The organism is Rheinheimera nanhaiensis E407-8 (assembly GCF_000296695.1).
GTDB lineage: Bacteria > Pseudomonadota > Gammaproteobacteria > Enterobacterales > Alteromonadaceae > Alishewanella > Alishewanella nanhaiensis.
In genome coordinates, this window is sequence record NZ_BAFK01000026.1 from 12,105 (window position 1) to 28,473 (window position 16,369).

The window sequence follows — 16,369 nt, forward strand, 5'->3', positions numbered from 1 at the left end:
CGCTTAACGCCTTGCTTTTATAAGTTAAAGCAAAATTTTTACCTGAATAACCTTGAATGGATCAGGGCTAATCCCCATTAACCGCTCAACACAATTTTTAATTGTTCAAATATTAAGTGGAGAGCAGTTATGGGCAGAATTATCGGTATTGACTTAGGCACAACCAACTCTTGTGTGGCGGTATTAGACGGCGACAAACCTCGCGTATTAGAAAACGCAGAAGGTGCCCGTACTACGCCATCGATCATCGCTTACGCTGAAGACGGCGAAGTATTAGTTGGCCAGCCTGCTAAACGTCAGGCAGTTACCAACCCGAAAAACACTTTGTTTGCCATTAAGCGTTTAATTGGCCGTCGTTTTGAAGACGAAGAAGTGCAGCGCGACATTAAAATTATGCCTTACGCCATTGTGAAGGCCGATAATGGTGACGCCTGGGTTGAAGTTAAAGGCAAAAAGTTAGCTGCACCGCAAATTTCAGCTGAAGTGCTGAAAAAGATGAAAAAAACCGCCGAAGACTATTTAGGCGAAGCAGTAACGGCTGCCGTTATTACGGTACCAGCCTACTTTAACGATGCGCAGCGTCAGGCTACCAAAGACGCCGGCCGTATTGCAGGCCTGGAAGTAAAACGTATTATCAACGAGCCAACCGCGGCGGCCCTGGCTTATGGTATGGATAAAAAGAAAGGCGATACTAAGGTTGCAGTATACGACTTAGGTGGCGGTACTTTCGATATCTCTATCATTGAAATTGACGATGTCGACGGCGAGCAAACCTTTGAAGTCTTAGCGACCAACGGTGATACCCACTTAGGTGGTGAAGACTTCGATAACCGCTTAATTAATTATCTGGTGGAAGAATTTAAAAAAGAGCAGGGCATTGACCTGCGTAACGACCCGCTGGCGATGCAGCGTTTAAAAGAGTCTGCCGAAAAAGCCAAGATTGAATTATCTTCTGCCTCGCAGACGGAAGTAAACCTGCCATATATCACGGCGGATGCGTCAGGCCCGAAACACTTAAACATTAAAGTGACCCGCGCCAAGCTGGAATCTTTAGTAGAAGATTTAATTCAGCGCACTATCGAGCCGCTGAAGCAGGCACTGAAAGATGCTGATTTAAGCGTAGGCGAAATTGACGACATCATCCTGGTGGGCGGTCAAACGCGGATGCCAAAAGTACAGGAAGCGGTAGCCGCTTTCTTTGGCAAAGAAGCGCGTAAAGACGTGAACCCGGACGAAGCGGTAGCCGTAGGGGCGGCGATTCAGGGCGCGGTACTGTCAGGTGATGTGAAAGACGTATTGCTGCTGGACGTAACACCACTGTCGCTGGGTATTGAAACCATGGGCAGCGTGATGACAGCGCTGATTGAGAAAAACACCACCATTCCGACCAAGAAGTCGCAGGTGTTCTCAACCGCCGAAGACAACCAGTCTGCCGTAACCATTCACGTGCTGCAGGGTGAGCGTAAGCGCGCCTCTGATAACAAGTCACTGGGCCAGTTCAACTTAGAAGGTATCCGCCCGGGCCGTCGTGGCGAGCCACAAATTGAAGTGGTATTTGACCTGGATGCCGATGGTATTCTGCACGTATCGGCCAAGGATAAAGACACCGGTAAAGAGCAGAAGATCACCATTAAAGCCAACTCTGGTCTGACCGACGATGAAATTCAGGCCATGGTGCGTGACGCTGAAGCCCACGCCGCGGAAGACAAAAAGTTTGAAGAGCTGGTACAAACCCGTAACCAGGCTGATGCGATGGTACATGCTACCCGTAAGCAGCTGGACGAAGTGGGTAGTGCTTTAGCAAGTAATGACAAAGAAGCGATTGAAACCGCAATCAAAGATCTTGAAGCTGTGTTAAAAGGCAGCGACAAGGCGGCGATTGACGAGAAGTCGCAGGCGCTGATGCAGGCGTCACAAAAACTGATGGAAGCAGCTCAGGCGAAAGCCCAGCAGGGCGGCGCCGATGCCGGCCAGCAAGCGGGTGGCAACGACGATGTAGTTGACGCTGAGTTTGAAGAAGTGAAAGACGACAAGAAGTAATCTGGCTGAGGTATAAGGGCTGGCCAGGTGCCAGCCCTTTGGCATTAAGACTTTTACTGAGCGGGAACTATGTCCAAGCGTGACTATTATGAAGTATTAGGTGTCGCTAAAGGCGCCGACGACAAAGACATCAAAAAGGCTTATAAACGCCTCGCCATGAAATTTCACCCTGATCGTACCCAGGGCGATAAAACGATGGAAGAGAAGTTTAAAGAAGTGCAGGAAGCCTACGAGGTGTTGTCGGATGAGCAAAAGCGGGCAGCCTACGACCGTTATGGCCATGCCGGGGTAGATCCTAACCGTGGCGCTGGTGGCTTTGGCGGCGGTGCCGGCGGGGCTGATTTTGGCGATATTTTTGGCGATGTGTTTGGCGATATTTTTGGTGGTGGCGGTCGCCGCGGCCAGTCACGCGCCCAGCGTGGTTCAGATTTACGCTACAACCTGGAATTAAGCCTGGAAGAGGCGGTACGTGGTAAATCGGTCGATATTAAAGTACCGACTATGGTGAGCTGCGACAGTTGTGACGGTTCCGGCGCGAAAAAAGGCACTTCAGCCAAAAGCTGTCCAACCTGTCATGGTGCCGGCCAGGTGACCATGCGTCAGGGCTTTTTTGCTGTGCAGCAAACCTGCCCGACCTGTAATGGCCGTGGTAAAATTATCCCCGAGCCCTGCACTAAGTGCCATGGCGAAGGCCGCATAGAGAAAACCAAAACGCTGTCGGTGAAAATTCCGGCCGGTGTAGACACTGGCGATCGCATCCGCTTAACCGGCGAAGGTGAGGCCGGCATGCACGGCGCCCCAGCGGGTGATCTGTACGTGCAGGTGCATGTGAAAGAGCACCCGATTTTTGTCCGTGATGGCAATAATCTGTACTGCGACGTACCCCTGAGTTTTACCACCGCCGCACTGGGTGGTGAAATTGACGTACCGACATTAGATGGCCGGGTGAAACTGAAGATCCCAGCTGAGACCCAGACTGATAAAATGTTCCGCTTACGTGGCAAGGGCGTGCAATCAGTGCGTGGCGGTGGCGTGGGCGATCTGGTGTGCAAAGTGGTCATTGAAACCCCGGTGAACCTAAGCGAGAAGCAAAAAGAGCTGTTGCGTCAGCTGGATGACAGTATGGCAGGCGATGGCGAAGCCAAGCACCGGCCAAAATCTAAAGGCTTTTTCGATGGTGTGAAAAAGTTTTTCGATGATTTAACCAGCTAAAGGCTAACGAAAAACCACCTGCGGGTGGTTTTTTGTTGCCCAGCAGATACAATAAAGAGGCTGTTTTACGCCAGTTACTGCGGATAAGGATATAACAATGTTGAAGAAATTATTGGTTACCACCACCTGTGCCCTGCTTATTGTGGCCTGTGCCCAGTCGCCGACCGGCCGGCGGCAAATTATGCTGTTTAATGATGCCGAGCTTGGCAAAATGGGCGCCCAGACCTTTGAGTCGATGAAGGCAGAAACCCCAATAGCCAAAGATGCGAAAACCAATAATTATGTTAAGTGTGTTGCTAACAGTTTGTTGGCGGTAACCCCCGAGAGTACCCGGGCGCAAAATTGGGAAATCGTGGTATTTGACTCCGATCAGGTCAATGCCTTTGCCTTACCCGGCGGCAAAATCGGCGTCTACACCGGCTTGTTAAAAGTAGCGCAGAATCAGGACCAGCTGGCGGCGGTAGTGGGCCATGAAATTGGTCATGTTATTGCAGGCCACAGTAACGAGCGGTTATCCACTAATCAGGGTATTCAAACCATACTGGCGCTGGGTGATGCAGGCATGAAAGCCTATGGGGTGCGCTATCAGCAAGAGCTGATGACCGCCTTTGGTTTGGGGGCGCAGTTAGGGGTGGCGCTGCCGTTTAGCCGGGCACATGAAAGTGAGTCTGATATTATCGGTCTGGACCTGATGGCCAAAGCCGGTTTTGAACCGCGACAGGCGGTAAACCTGTGGCAAAATATGGCTGCAGCGGGCAGCGGTGGTACACCGGAATTTATGTCGACCCACCCGCTACCGGAAACCCGTATTAAAGATTTGCGCGAGAAAATGCCAGAGGCGATGAAACTTTATAACGAGCGTAAAGCCAGCGCACCTTTACCAAGATGTAGCTAGTGTAGCGTCAATTTACTTTACAGTTAGCAAAGGTTTAACCTGCTACAGAATTTAAAAGCTAAGCTATAACAAGTGCTTAGCTTGTTGGATTTGATCTTGCATAGCAGTGCCAGTACACTTTTATGCAGTGAGCTTAATGGAATAGGGTTATGACAGCAGTTAATGACAAGGAAAACTCGACAACGTCAAACGGGCGGCGCAAGTTTTTACTGCGTGCCGGTTTGGGTTCTCTGCCAGTATTGCTGACGCTAAAAAGCAAAGCGGCTTGGGGCACCAGCACACTGAATTGCTCGTTAAGTGAGACGGCTTCGCAGATGCAGTCTGTGCAGCCGGACAAGTTCGAGCAGTGTAAATTCAGTTTTGACTCCCATGGCAGCGCTAAGCTGTATTTTGAAGCGAATAAGCTGGGGGCGGCAGGCGGCAAAGGCGCCTATTTTTACAAGAAAAAATCGGTTCCGCTAAGTAAATGGTTAAAAGAGTGGCAGGGTATTGATATTTACCAGGACACCCCTTTTAACGCGGTGTTTGGCAGTGGTTATAACGGTACCTTAAAGCAGGCGGTGAATCAGGGCGGTGATTACGCGTTAATACGCAATATTGCCTCTGCATTCTTACACGCGTTGTATTACCAAAGTGAGCAGTTCAGCACCAATATGCCTTCGCCAGATGAAATTGTGAATGCCTATATCGGTGCAGTGACGCCGGCGCAAAAAGCCCAATTGGCGGCACTGCTGTCTTATTATATTGATGGCTACACTGGCTAACGCGTTAACCGTTAGCCAGAGCTACCCGCAATGGCTGCAACAGCAAAGTGACACCGCGCTACTGCAAACCCGCTTTAATGATGGCAGTAGCGTGGCATTTTCGTTGTTAACCCATGAAACCAGCATCGCCGGGCCCGCTGTGGTGGAGTCGGTACAGACAGAAGCAAAGCCGACTTGACTGATTTTGCCTTAAATACCGCGCCTTTCTCTGTTTTGGTTACCAGCCGCAGCCCGGCGTTACGTGCGGCGCTGACAGAGCTGTATCCGCTGTCGCTGTTATCAAAGGTTGACGCTAACACTATCTATGATTTTTCCCTCGATGTGCGCAGGCGCTGGGCCGGTTGGGGCCGGCCTTTTCATGTCTCGTCAGGCCAGCAGCACTTTCGCATGACCGATAAAGCGCAGTTGGTGCCGGTATTTGAGTGGGGGCTTAATTGGTGTATCGCTTCTTATCAGCACCAGTATCTGGCGATACATGCTGCGGTGCTGGAGCATGGCGGTAAGGCGCTGATCTTGCCGGCGCCGCCCGGCTCGGGTAAAAGCACGCTGTGTGCGGTGCTGATGCAGCAAGGCTGGCGACTACTTAGCGATGAAATGTGCCTGATTGATCTGAGTAGCGGTCTTATCTGGCCTTATGTGCGCCCGGTAAGCCTGAAAAATCAGTCTATTGCGCTGATTAAGCAATGGTACCCCGATGCCAGAGTGCGACAGATCACCCGCGGCACCACCAAAGGGACTGTCGGTTATTTGCTGCCGTCGGATCTGAGCTGGCAGGCTTACCAACAGCCGGCACAGCCTGCCTGGGTGGTGTTTCCGCAGTATCAGCCAGAGCAAACTGAGCTAATGCTGACGCCGCTGCCAAAAGCTGATGCCTTTATGCACCTTGCTTATAACTCTTTTAATTACAATGTATTGGCCGATGAGGGCTTTACCGCTCTGAGCGCTTTGGTGCAGCGATGCGCTACCTACCGGCTGGAGTATGCTGATATTAATCAGGTTATCCGCGAGCTGAATGCCCTATGTTAGCCAGGCCGTTACTGGACTTTCTGACAAACCCCGGCCATTTTGTGCAGCAGGCCGATGGTGCACGCTGGACGGCGTTTTTGCAGCTGGCGCGCCAGCATGGCTTAACCGCCCGCTGCTACTATATGCTGCAATCTCAGGGTTTAATGTCACAGGTACCCGAGCAGATAAGGCTGCATGGCTTATCGGCTGCCCGTTACAGTAAAAAGCAGCAGCATTCGTTGTTTTATGAATTACAGCAGCTGGAGGCGGTGTTTGGCCGGGCCGATTTTCCCTGTGTGTTGTTAAAAGGCGCGGCTTACCGAGCGCTGGCGCTGCCGATGAGTTATGGCCGCTTATTTGCCGACATTGATCTATTGGTGCCCAAAGCGCAGCTACGCAGCGCCCGGGATAAGTTATTTTTTGCCGGTTTTGCTGAGTTGCCACTTAGTGACTATGACCGGGCGTATTATCTGACCTGGTCGCATCAGAACCCGCCACTGCAGCATTACCAGCGTGGCACTGTGATTGACCTGCATCACCATATTTACCCGCCGGCATCGGCGAAACACATTGATATTCAGGTACTGCTTGAGCATGCCACACCGCTGCCAGGTTCAGCATTTTTAGTGCCAACGCTGGCGCATTTGTTTCTGCACGCTGCGGTGCACTTGTTTTATCAGGAAGAAACGCACCGGCTGCTAAAAGACATTATCGATTTACAGGACTTACTCAACGAGGTACAGCAACAGCAGCAACTGGAATTTATCTGGCAGCAGGCACAGCAGATGCAGGTGCAATCTGCACTTGTCGATGCCTGTCAGGTACTGCTGACGCTGTTTGATAATCAAGCGGCCCGCCAGTTGTTAACGCAACACAGTGTGGTGCGACGGCAACGTTTGGGCGCCAGTTTAGTGCTGGCCATGTTAACCGGCACCGGTATGACCGCCTGGGCGGCGCGTCAGTTATGGTTTTTACGTGGCCATAGTTTAAAAATGCGCTGGCACATTCTGTTGTATCATGCCGTTGCTAAGCCTGCTAATGGTCTGCGCCAGTTATGGCGCAGCAAACTTAAGCCGCGTTAACCGCCGGCATAGGTTGCGCCGGGCGCAGCAGGATAACCGCCAGCACCACCAGCAGTAAAATCAGACAATAATAGCTTTGCGTGACCACCTGCCAGGGCGAGATACCAAAGCTGGCTCCCAGTAACAGCGCCTGCGCACCATAAGGCACCAGCCCCTGGCTAATACAGGCAAAGATATCCAGCAAGCTGGCGCTGCGTTTGGGGGGGATCTGATGCTGCTGCGCCAGCGTTTTGCTGACCTCGCCGGTTAGCACTATCGCCACAGTATTATTGGCAATACAAAGGTTACTGATAAAGGCCAGGGCGCCAATCGCCAGTTGCTGGGCTTTATTACCCGCCAGCCTGAGGCTGTTAGCAATGCGCTGAATATGAGCCGCTATCCAGCTCAGGCCACCTTGCTGCTTAATAAACTCACTGAGGGCACTGACCAGCATCGCCAGCAGGAAAATTTCCTGCACACTGGCAAAGCCACTGGCGATATCTTTACCCAAATTACCGATAGCATAATCGGCAAATACGGCGCCCTGTAGCGCGGCCAGCACTATGCCCAGCAGTAACACGACAAATACATTAAGCCCCAGCACAGCCAACAGCAAAATAGCGCCATAGGGTACTACACCCGTCCAGTTAACGTTATCAACCTGCACCGGTACGCCGTCACTGGCCAGCGTGACATATAACACCAGGGTTAACAGGGCGGCCGGCAGGGCAATTTTAATGTTTTCACGAAATTTATCCGCCATCTGCGCGCCCTGGGTGCGGGTAGCGGCGATAGTGGTATCAGAAATGATTGATAAGTTGTCACCAAACATGGCGCCACTTAACAGTACACCGGCAACCAGTGCCGGCTCCAGGCCGGCTTGCTGCGCTAAGCCAACGGCGATGGGCGCCAGCGCACCTATGGTACCCATAGAGGTGCCCATAGCAGTGGAGACCAGCGCCGCGATAACAAATAAACCCGGTAATAACCAGGGCGCCGGCACCAGGCTTAAGCCGGCATTGACCGCAGCATCAACGCCACCAGTGGCGGTGGCAACGCTGGCAAAAGCACCTGCCAGCAGGTAAATGATACACATGGTAATAATATTGCTGTTACCGGCGCCTTTAACCATCACCTCAATAGATTGCTGCAGCGGTGCTTTATGTAGCCAGATCGCCAGAATAAGTGCCGGAATAATGGCGACATGGCCTGGCAACTGATAGAAGGCGTAGGCAACCTCTTGCTGCTGTAAATACAGGCCGGTACCTAAAAACAGCAATACAAAGCACACTAAAGGTAACAGCGAGCGTTTGGCGCCGGGGGCGAATTCAGTCTGTGGTGTCATGGCTATTCCTGTCAGGCCGCGGGCGTGCTAACGCCAACATTGGCAAATGGACGCGCACTATATAGATGGCTGGACGTCCTGTCAATTTGCAGTAGCGCAATTTTCATACTGGTATAAGCTACCTGAGTTTATTATGCTGGCAATCACTTTTTGCTGACCTTTTAGTGCACGGAGTGCCGATGTCATCACTCAAACTTATTGTATCGCGTCGATTTTTACCGTTTTTTTTAACTCAGGCCAGTGGTGCCTTTAATGACAATGTGTTTAAAAATGCCTTAATGCTGCTACTGGCATTTACCGCTGCTAACGCGCTGCCGTGGGATACAGACTTAACCATGAACCTGGCGGCAGGCTTATTTATCCTGCCATTTTTATTGTTTTCGGCCACTGCAGGCACTTTGGCTGATGCGGTGTGTAAAACCCGGCTGATTCGTGCGCTGAAATTGCTGGAAATTGTGTTGATGGTCATTGCCGCGCTGGCGTTTTATTTTCAGCAGTATCTGCTGTTACTGGGGCTGCTGTTTTTAATGGGTAGCCAGTCAGCGTTTTTTGGCCCGGTTAAATACGCCATTTTGCCGCAACTGCTCAGTGACAAAGAGCTGCTAGCCGGCAATGCCTGGGTAGAAATGGGCACCTTTGTTGCTATTTTACTCGGTACCATCGTCGGTGGTTTACTGGTGGGGGTGGCTGATGCGCCCTTATGGATTGGTGGCGTGGTGGTGCTGTTTGCGCTGCTGGGTTATGTTGTAAGCCGCCAGATCCCGACGGTTGGCGAAGTGGCCGGTGGTGGCCGCTTTCGTTTTGCGCCCTGGCAACAAACCAAAGCCACCGTCAGCATTAGCTATGCCAACAGAACGCTGTATTTGTCGATTATGGCGATCAGCTGGTTCTGGTTTTTGGGCGCCAGCTATTTAACCCAGTTTCCTAACTTCACCAAAACGATACTCGGTGGCGATAATACCGTGGTTACGGCGCTGTTGGTGGCGTTTTCGGTGGGGGTGGGTATCGGCTCTATGCTGTGCGAGCGGCTGTCCGGCGATAGGGTAGAGCTTGGTATAGTGCCGCTTGGCTCTATCGGCTTAACCGTGTTTGGCATCAGCTTGTATTTTAGTAGCCCGGCACAGCAACCAGAGACCTTGCTTAACCTGACGCAGTTTTTAGCCAGTGCCTTTGGCTGGTGGGTATTAACTGATCTGACATTAATCGGAATTTTTGGCGGGCTTTTTATCGTGCCGCTGTATGCGTTGCTGCAGCAACGGGCAGAGCCGGCACAGCGTGCCCGGGTTATTGCGGCCAATAATATTTTTAATGCGCTGTTTATGGTGGTCAGCGCCATTGCCGGTATCGTGTTTTTAACGCTGCTCGATTTAGCGATACCAGAATATTTTCTCATTCTGGCCATTATGAATGCCGTGGTGGCGCTGTATGTGTACAGCCAGTTACCGGAATTTGTACTGCGTTTTGTCATCTATATACTCAGCCATACGATGTACCGGGTTAGCAGTCGTGGCCTGGATAATATCCCCGCAGAAGGCGCTGCTGTGCTGGTGGCGAACCATGTCAGCTATGTCGATGCCTTGCTGATCGGGGGCGCCGTGCGCCGGCCGGTGCGCTTTGTGATGGAAAAAGCCATTTACGATTTACCACTGGCCAACTGGCTGTTTAAAGCGGCGCGTACTATTCCGATCTGCAGCAAGCAAAAAGACGAAGCGGTGTATGAGGCGGCCTTTGCCAGCATTAAGCGTGAGCTTGAGCAAGGCAATCTGGTGTGTATTTTCCCGGAAGGCCGTTTAACCAAAACCGGTGACATGGACAGCTTCAGGCCCGGTATTGAGCGTATTTTAAGCGAAACGCCGGTGCCGGTGGTGCCAATGGCACTGCAAGGTTTATGGGGCTCGTTTTTTAGCCATCATGGTAAAGGCGCTTTTAAGTTTAAAGGACGTTTTTGGTCTAGAATTAGCCTGCACGCCAGCGAGGCATTACCGGCAACTGCCGCTACTGCGGCAGAGCTGGAGCGACGGGTGCGATTATTGCGTGGTGATGCTGTATAACCAGGTTGTTTTAAAGCGAAAATCACATCCAGTCACGACGTGTATCACAAAAATTCTTTAATGGGTTTAAGGAGATACACTATGAAACAGCTACTCTATCTGTTAGTGATTGTTTGTGTGGTACTGGGGATCAGTTTCGCACTCAATCACAGACAGGATGATTCGTCCGAACTATCTTCTGCGACAGTAACGCCAGCGCCAGAAAAAAACTACCTGCCCGAAATCGCTCCGGTCGGGGCGACCCTACTCGACGGTCTGGGTGATTACAGCTTGCCGGTTACAACGGCCAATCCACAGGTACAACGCTGGTTTGATCAGGCTATGGTGCTGACTTACGGTTTTAATCACCAGGCTGCTGAACGTTCTTTTTTAAAAGCGCTTGAGCTAGACCCACAGTGTGCTATGTGTTGGTGGGGCGCGGCCTTAGTGCTGGGGCCGCATGTGAATGCAGGCATGGATCCGGCGAACAACACGGCCGCATGGCAACGGCTGCAAGCTGCCACTAAGGTGGCACCTCTTGCCACTGCCTGGGAGCAAGCATTTATTCAGGCATTAGCAGCACGCTATACCGAGCAACCGCCTGCAGACCGCACTGCACTGGACCAGGCCTATGCCGGGGCAATGGCAAAGCTGGTGCAACAATTGCCGGATCAGTTTGATGCAGCCACCTTGTATGCCGAGTCATTGATGAACCTGCAGCCCTGGGATTACTGGGACAACAACGGTAAGCCGACCGGCAATACGGCAGAGATCGTACAGTTGTTGGAAGGCATTATTGCGCGTAACGGCGAGCATGCCGGCGCCTTGCATTTATATATTCATGCGGTTGAAGCATCGAATGAACCTGAGCGCGGGGTACAGGCCGCCGATAGATTGCGCAGCTTAATCCCCGGATCCGGTCATCTGGTGCACATGCCGGCACATATTTATGCCAGGGTTGGTCGCTGGCACGATGCAGTGATCGCCAATCAGCGGGCAATAGAAGCCGACAATAATTATCTGGCGGCATGTCGGCCGGGGCCGGGTGTCTATCCGCTTGGCTATGTACCGCATAATCATCACTTTCTCTGGTTTGCCGCCACCATGACTGGAAATCAGCAGCTGGCGCTGGCTGCGGCTGACTCCACATCGGCGCGCACCAGTGATCCGCAATTGATGCGGATGGCGGGTATGGAAGCGATGCAAAATTTCGCGGTGACACCGCTATTTGCCAAAGTGCGATTCGGACAATGGCAGGCGATACTGCAAACGCCGGAACCTGCCGCTGATTTACCTTATATGCGGGCTATCTGGCACTATGCACAGGGCATAGCAGCGTTGCGCACTGGTGATGCTAAGGCTGCTGAACGGCATCATGTTGCCCTGTTAGCACTGGTCGACGATCCGACTATAGCAGCAATGAAAGTGTGGCAGCGCTATTCGCTTAAGCATGGTGTAGCAGTGGCTGAACGCACCCTGGCGGCAGAGTTAGCCTGGACAAACAATCACCAGGACGCGGCGATAGCAGCATTGCGTCAGGCCATACTGGTTGAAGATGAACTGCCCTATGATGAACCGCCGGCCTGGCATGCGCCGGTACGTCAGTCGTTGGGTGCTATGCTGTTAGAAGCTGGCCGGGCTGTAGAGGCTGAACAGGCTTACCGCCAGGAACTGCGGCGCAACCCGGAAAATGGTTGGTCATTATTTGGTTTGCAACAGGCATTACGGGCTCAGGGCAAAACAGCCGAGGCTGATCAGGTCGCGGAGCGTTACAGGCAAGCTTGGGCACACGCTGATATCACGCTGGCGTCGTCCCGGCTGTAACGCGTTAATTTGGGGCTGGCAGCGCAGAGAAGTCTGCTGCCAGCTGCGCCGTATCCAGTGGTGCTTTCCAGTAGGCTGCCATCCGGCCTTGCGGATCCAGCAGTACTATGGCTGTTGAGTGTTCAATGCTGTAGTCGCCTTCTGATGGGGCCGGGATCCGTACCTGAGCCAGCCCCAGGCTGTCCAGCAAAGTGCTTAGCTCCGCTGGCTCACCTGTCAGGCCAATCCAATCAGGCTGGAACCAATGCAAATATTGCTGCAAGCTCTGCGGGGTATCCCGCTGCGGGTCAACGCTAACAAAGATAACCTGGTGCTGTTTATCCTTGGTCATTTGCTGCTCGGCAGCCTGTAACTGCCCCAGCGTAAGCGGGCAAATATCCGGGCAATAGGTGAAACCGGAAAATAGAATGGTCCAACGGCCCTGCAAATCTGTGTTGGTAAACACGCTATTGTTCTGGTTGATCAAGTTAAAACGGGCAACAACACGTGGCACGGGCAGCACTGTGGCGTATTGCAGTGCCAGTTCTGGGACAGGCTTGGAGCAGGCAACAAGCAGCAGACAAAGGAGCACATAAGGTGAGTGACTTACCATGTTAACCAAGCCTGCTAAGGTGACAGCAAAAATATGCTTACAGTATTGTTGGTGAATAAACTTATCGCAAGTGGGTGTTTTTTTAGCGTAACCAGAGCGCCATTTAACGCAATATCGATAGTAAAGCTTGATCGGTATCGCCAAGGGCCACATAACTGCAGTCTTATGTGGGCTCAGGCCACAGTTTCGGAGGCAAAATGCACAATTTTTCGTTTCAAAACCCGACCCGTATTGTGTTTGGCAAAGATCAACTGCAGCAAATCAGTAAGCTGATCCCGCCAGGTAGCAAGGTGTTACTAACTTATGGCGGCGGCTCTATCAAGCAAAACGGGGTATATCAGCAGGTAGTGCAAGCGCTGGACGGCTTTGACTGGCAGGAGTTTAGCGGCATAGAGCCTAACCCCAGCTTTGAAACCTTAATGCGGGCGGCTGATCTAGTGCGGCGGGAAAAAATTGATTTTCTGCTGCCGGTCGGTGGTGGCAGCGTAATCGACGGCACCAAGTTTGTTGCCGCCGCAGCGGTGTTTGACGGTGATGCCTGGGATATTCTGGCCAAAGGCGCCAAAGTAAAAGCTGCATTGCCGCTGGGCTGTGTGCTGACATTACCGGCCACCGGTACCGAGAGTAACGGCAATTCAGTGGTAACCCGCTATGAAACCCAGCAAAAGCTGTCGTTTTCCAGCCCGCTGGTGTACCCGCAGTTTGCTATTTTAGACCCCACAGTTACCTTTAGCTTGCCGCCAAAACAAGTCGCTAATGGCGTGGTAGATGCTTTTGTCCATGTGATAGAACAGTATCTGACCTACCCGGTAAATGCACCCCTGCAGGACCGTTTTGCCGAAGGCATTTTGCACACCCTGATTGAAGAGGGGCCAAAAGCGTTAAGCCAGCCAGATGACTATGATGTACGGGCTAACGTGATGTGGGCAGCGACCATGGCACTAAACGGCCTGATTGGACAGGGCGTACCGCAGGATTGGGCCACCCATATGATTGGCCACGAAATTACCGCCCTGTATGGCCTGGACCATGCGCAGACGCTGGCCATAGTGCTACCGGCATTGCTGCAGCAGCAACGCCAGGGTAAGCGTGCCAAGCTGCTGCAGTTCGGCCAGCGCGTTTGGCAGTTACAGCATCAGGATGAAGAGCGTTTAATTGACGATGCGATTAGCCACATCCGCGCCTTTTTTGAGCAAATGGGCGTGCCGACCCGTTTAGCGGATTACGGCATTAAAGCCGATGCGGTCGATAAGCTGGTGGCTGCGTTAACCAGCAACGGCATGCTAAAGCTGGGCGAGCATGGCGATATTACCCCCGAGGTATCGCGGCAGATTCTGCAGCGCGCCCTCTAACTGCAGTTTTTAGCTATAAAGATGGCTAATTTACTTCCCCCCGCTGGCGGCTTTTGCTCTAATAGCCGCCATTGTTATTGTCAGACAGAGCCAGTGTATGCCTGCTATCGGAATTTTTGGTGCTAACGGCCGCATGGGCCGTGCCCTTGTCAGCGTTGCCAAAGAGCAACAACTTAACTTAACGGCAGCCACCGTGCGTGCCGGCTCGGGCTTGCTTGGCGTTGATGCCGGCGAACTGGCGGGTGTGGGTAAATTAGCGTTACCGTTAACCGCAACGGGGCCTGATAGCATTACGCAGGCCGAGATCTGGGTCGACTTTACCATGCCAGAGGCAATGCTGGCGCACCTTGAGCTGGCCGTCTCTGCCAACAAAGCTATGGTGATAGGGGTGACCGGCCTGACCGATGCACAGTACGCCAGGGTGCAACAGGCCGCGAAGCATATTCCAATTGTCTGGGCGCCGAATATGAGTGTCGGGGTAAACCTGCTGCTGCACCTGGTACAAACCGCTGCCAAAGTGATGGGGCCAAGCGCCGATATTGAAATTATTGAAGCGCACCACAGGTTTAAAAAAGATGCGCCTTCAGGCACCGCGATGGCAATTGGTGCCAGCATTGCCAAAGCGCTGGAGCGTGACTTAGCCAAAGTTGCTGTTTATGGCCGTGAAGGCATTACCGGCGAGCGTGAGCAGCAAACCATAGGTTTTGCCACCGTGCGTGGCGGCGACATTATTGGCGATCATACCGCCTTATTTGCTGATTTAGGCGAAAGGCTGGAAATTACGCATAAAGCTTCCAGCCGCAATACCTTTGCGCAAGGTGCGTTGCGCGCTGCTTTGTGGCTGCAAAATAAACAGGCCGGACTTTATTCTATGCAACAAGTGTTAGGTTTAACCGAGTTAAGCTAGCTTTTTGCATCATTTAAGCAAAAAAGCGTGCAAACACAGCATTTATAATAAAATCCAAAAAAGGCATAGCTAAATAACCTCATATCGCCTAAAATAGTCAGGTTTGCCTAGGGCAAATCCGGGTATCACATTTTGGGTCAAAACGGGTAGTAAAACAGCTTTGGTTTTCGCCCGTTTTTTGCTGTTTGGAGGTTATCTTGACTAAGTCCGCCCTGCTCGTACTGGAAGACGGCACCGTATTTCGCGGTACAGCCATTGGCGCTGAAGGAGTTTCTGTAGGTGAAGTGGTGTTTAACACTTCAATGACCGGGTATCAGGAAATATTGACTGATCCCTCTTATGCAGAACAAATCGTTACGCTTACTTATCCACATATCGGTAATACCGGTACTAACCTCGAAGACGAGGAGTCCGGACAAATTTGGGCCCGCGGCCTGATTATCCGTGACCTGCCGTTGTTAGCCAGCAATTTCCGTAACCAACTCTCACTTAGTCAGTATTTAACACAACACAATATTCTCGGCATCGCCGACATCGACACCCGCAAATTAACCCGGATTTTACGTGAAAAAGGTGCGCAAAACGGCTGCTTAATGGCCGGCGACAATCTGGATGAGGCCAAAGCGCTTCAGTTGGCGAAAGGCTTCCCCGGTTTATCAGGTATGGATTTAGCCAAAGAAGTGACGGTAAAAGCGCCATACCAGTGGACTGAGGGTAGCTGGCAGCTGGGCGAGGGTCACCGTACACCGGATAACGCTAAGTTTCATGTGGTCGCCTACGATTACGGCGTAAAGCGCAATATTCTGCGCATGCTGGCAGACCGTGGCTGTAAGTTAACAGTCGTGCCGGCACAAACACCTGCCAGTGAAGTGCTGGCAATGAACCCGGACGGTATCTTCTTATCAAATGGCCCAGGCGATCCGGCACCTTGTACTTACGCCATAGACGCCATTAAAACCTTTTTAGACACTGATATTCCCATTTTCGGCATTTGTTTAGGCCACCAGTTACTGGCGCTGGCCAGCGGTGCGCAAACCGTGAAAATGACCGTAGGCCACCACGGCGGTAACCACCCGGTGCAAAATTTGGATACCAAACGCGTATTAATTACTGCGCAAAACCATGGGTTCGCCGTAGATGAAGCCAGTTTGCCAGCCAATTTGCGCGCGACGCATAAATCGTTGTTCGACGGCACCCTGCAAGGGATCCACCGTACTGATAAACCGGCATTTAGTTTCCAGGGCCACCCGGAAGCCAGCCCAGGCCCGCATGAAGCGTCAGAGCTGTTTGACCACTTTATCGCGCTGATGCAACAAGCCAAAGCCTAAGCCAACAGAATTAC

14 protein-coding genes are annotated in these 16,369 nt (G+C 52.1%); 12 read left to right on the forward strand and 2 right to left on the reverse strand.

Going from position 1 to position 16,369, the window contains the following annotated elements:
- Positions 1-129: 129 nt before the first annotated feature.
- From dnaK to RNAN_RS16370, 7 genes are all read left to right on the forward strand, one after another.
- Positions 130-2,040, forward strand: coding sequence for a molecular chaperone DnaK (gene dnaK / locus RNAN_RS16340; RefSeq protein WP_008223829.1), 1,911 nt, complete (start codon positions 130-132; stop codon positions 2,038-2,040).
- Positions 2,041-2,109: 69 nt separating this feature from the next.
- The gene (gene dnaJ / locus RNAN_RS16345; protein WP_008223830.1) at positions 2,110-3,252 is read left to right on the forward strand and encodes a molecular chaperone DnaJ; all 1,143 of its coding nucleotides are present in this window, start codon (positions 2,110-2,112) and stop codon (positions 3,250-3,252) included.
- Between the two features lie 97 nt (positions 3,253-3,349).
- The gene (locus RNAN_RS16350; RefSeq protein WP_008223832.1) at positions 3,350-4,147 is read left to right on the forward strand and encodes a M48 family metallopeptidase; all 798 of its coding nucleotides are present in this window, start codon (positions 3,350-3,352) and stop codon (positions 4,145-4,147) included.
- Between the two features lie 149 nt (positions 4,148-4,296).
- A complete protein-coding gene (locus RNAN_RS16355) occupies positions 4,297-4,911 on the forward strand; it encodes a hypothetical protein (RefSeq protein WP_008223833.1) in 615 nt (204 codons plus the stop codon).
- Complete coding sequence (locus RNAN_RS16360) at positions 4,895-5,089, forward strand: hypothetical protein (protein WP_008223836.1); 195 nt, start codon at positions 4,895-4,897, stop codon at positions 5,087-5,089. Before RNAN_RS16355 ends, RNAN_RS16360 begins: the two co-directional genes overlap by 17 nt.
- On the forward strand, positions 5,086-5,937 hold the full coding sequence (locus tag RNAN_RS16365) for an HprK-related kinase A (protein WP_008223838.1): 852 nt from the start codon (positions 5,086-5,088) through the stop codon (positions 5,935-5,937). Before RNAN_RS16360 ends, RNAN_RS16365 begins: the two co-directional genes overlap by 4 nt.
- Entirely contained in the window at positions 5,931-6,998 is a 1,068-nt protein-coding gene (locus RNAN_RS16370; RefSeq protein WP_008223839.1) for a nucleotidyltransferase domain-containing protein, read from the forward strand. The genes RNAN_RS16365 and RNAN_RS16370 overlap by 7 nt, the downstream gene beginning before the upstream one ends.
- On the opposite strand, the gene RNAN_RS16375 is transcribed toward RNAN_RS16370, so the two are convergent.
- Entirely contained in the window at positions 6,985-8,322 is a 1,338-nt protein-coding gene (locus tag RNAN_RS16375) for a Na+/H+ antiporter NhaC family protein (protein ID WP_008223841.1), read from the reverse strand. The genes RNAN_RS16370 and RNAN_RS16375 overlap by 14 nt on opposite strands.
- 179 nt (positions 8,323-8,501) lie before the next feature.
- Between RNAN_RS16375 and RNAN_RS16380 the strand changes: the two genes are divergently transcribed.
- Positions 8,502-10,373: an MFS transporter gene (locus RNAN_RS16380; protein WP_008223842.1), complete on the forward strand. Its 1,872-nt coding sequence runs from the start codon at positions 8,502-8,504 to the stop codon at positions 10,371-10,373.
- Between the two features lie 81 nt (positions 10,374-10,454).
- Positions 10,455-12,176 carry a UDP-N-acetylglucosamine--peptide N-acetylglucosaminyltransferase SPINDLY family protein gene (locus RNAN_RS16385; protein ID WP_008223845.1) on the forward strand — a complete coding sequence of 574 codons (1,722 nt, stop codon included), beginning with the start codon at positions 10,455-10,457 and terminating at the stop codon, positions 12,174-12,176.
- A 4-nt stretch (positions 12,177-12,180) separates the two neighbouring features.
- On the opposite strand, the gene RNAN_RS18785 is transcribed toward RNAN_RS16385, so the two are convergent.
- On the reverse strand, positions 12,181-12,669 hold the full coding sequence (locus RNAN_RS18785) for an SCO family protein (protein ID WP_158467517.1): 489 nt from the start codon (positions 12,667-12,669) through the stop codon (positions 12,181-12,183).
- A 296-nt stretch (positions 12,670-12,965) separates the two neighbouring features.
- Between RNAN_RS18785 and RNAN_RS16395 the strand changes: the two genes are divergently transcribed.
- The 3 genes from RNAN_RS16395 (at position 12,966) to carA (ending at position 16,355) form a co-directional block, all read left to right on the forward strand.
- Positions 12,966-14,120: an iron-containing alcohol dehydrogenase gene (locus tag RNAN_RS16395; protein WP_008223848.1), complete on the forward strand. Its 1,155-nt coding sequence runs from the start codon at positions 12,966-12,968 to the stop codon at positions 14,118-14,120.
- A 97-nt stretch (positions 14,121-14,217) separates the two neighbouring features.
- Positions 14,218-15,027 (forward strand): 4-hydroxy-tetrahydrodipicolinate reductase, encoded by an 810-nt coding sequence (gene dapB, locus RNAN_RS16400; RefSeq protein WP_008223850.1) that lies wholly within the window; start codon positions 14,218-14,220, stop codon positions 15,025-15,027.
- A 197-nt stretch (positions 15,028-15,224) separates the two neighbouring features.
- Positions 15,225-16,355: a glutamine-hydrolyzing carbamoyl-phosphate synthase small subunit gene (gene carA, locus RNAN_RS16405; RefSeq protein WP_008223852.1), complete on the forward strand. Its 1,131-nt coding sequence runs from the start codon at positions 15,225-15,227 to the stop codon at positions 16,353-16,355.
- The last annotated feature ends 14 nt before the right edge of the window (positions 16,356-16,369 follow it).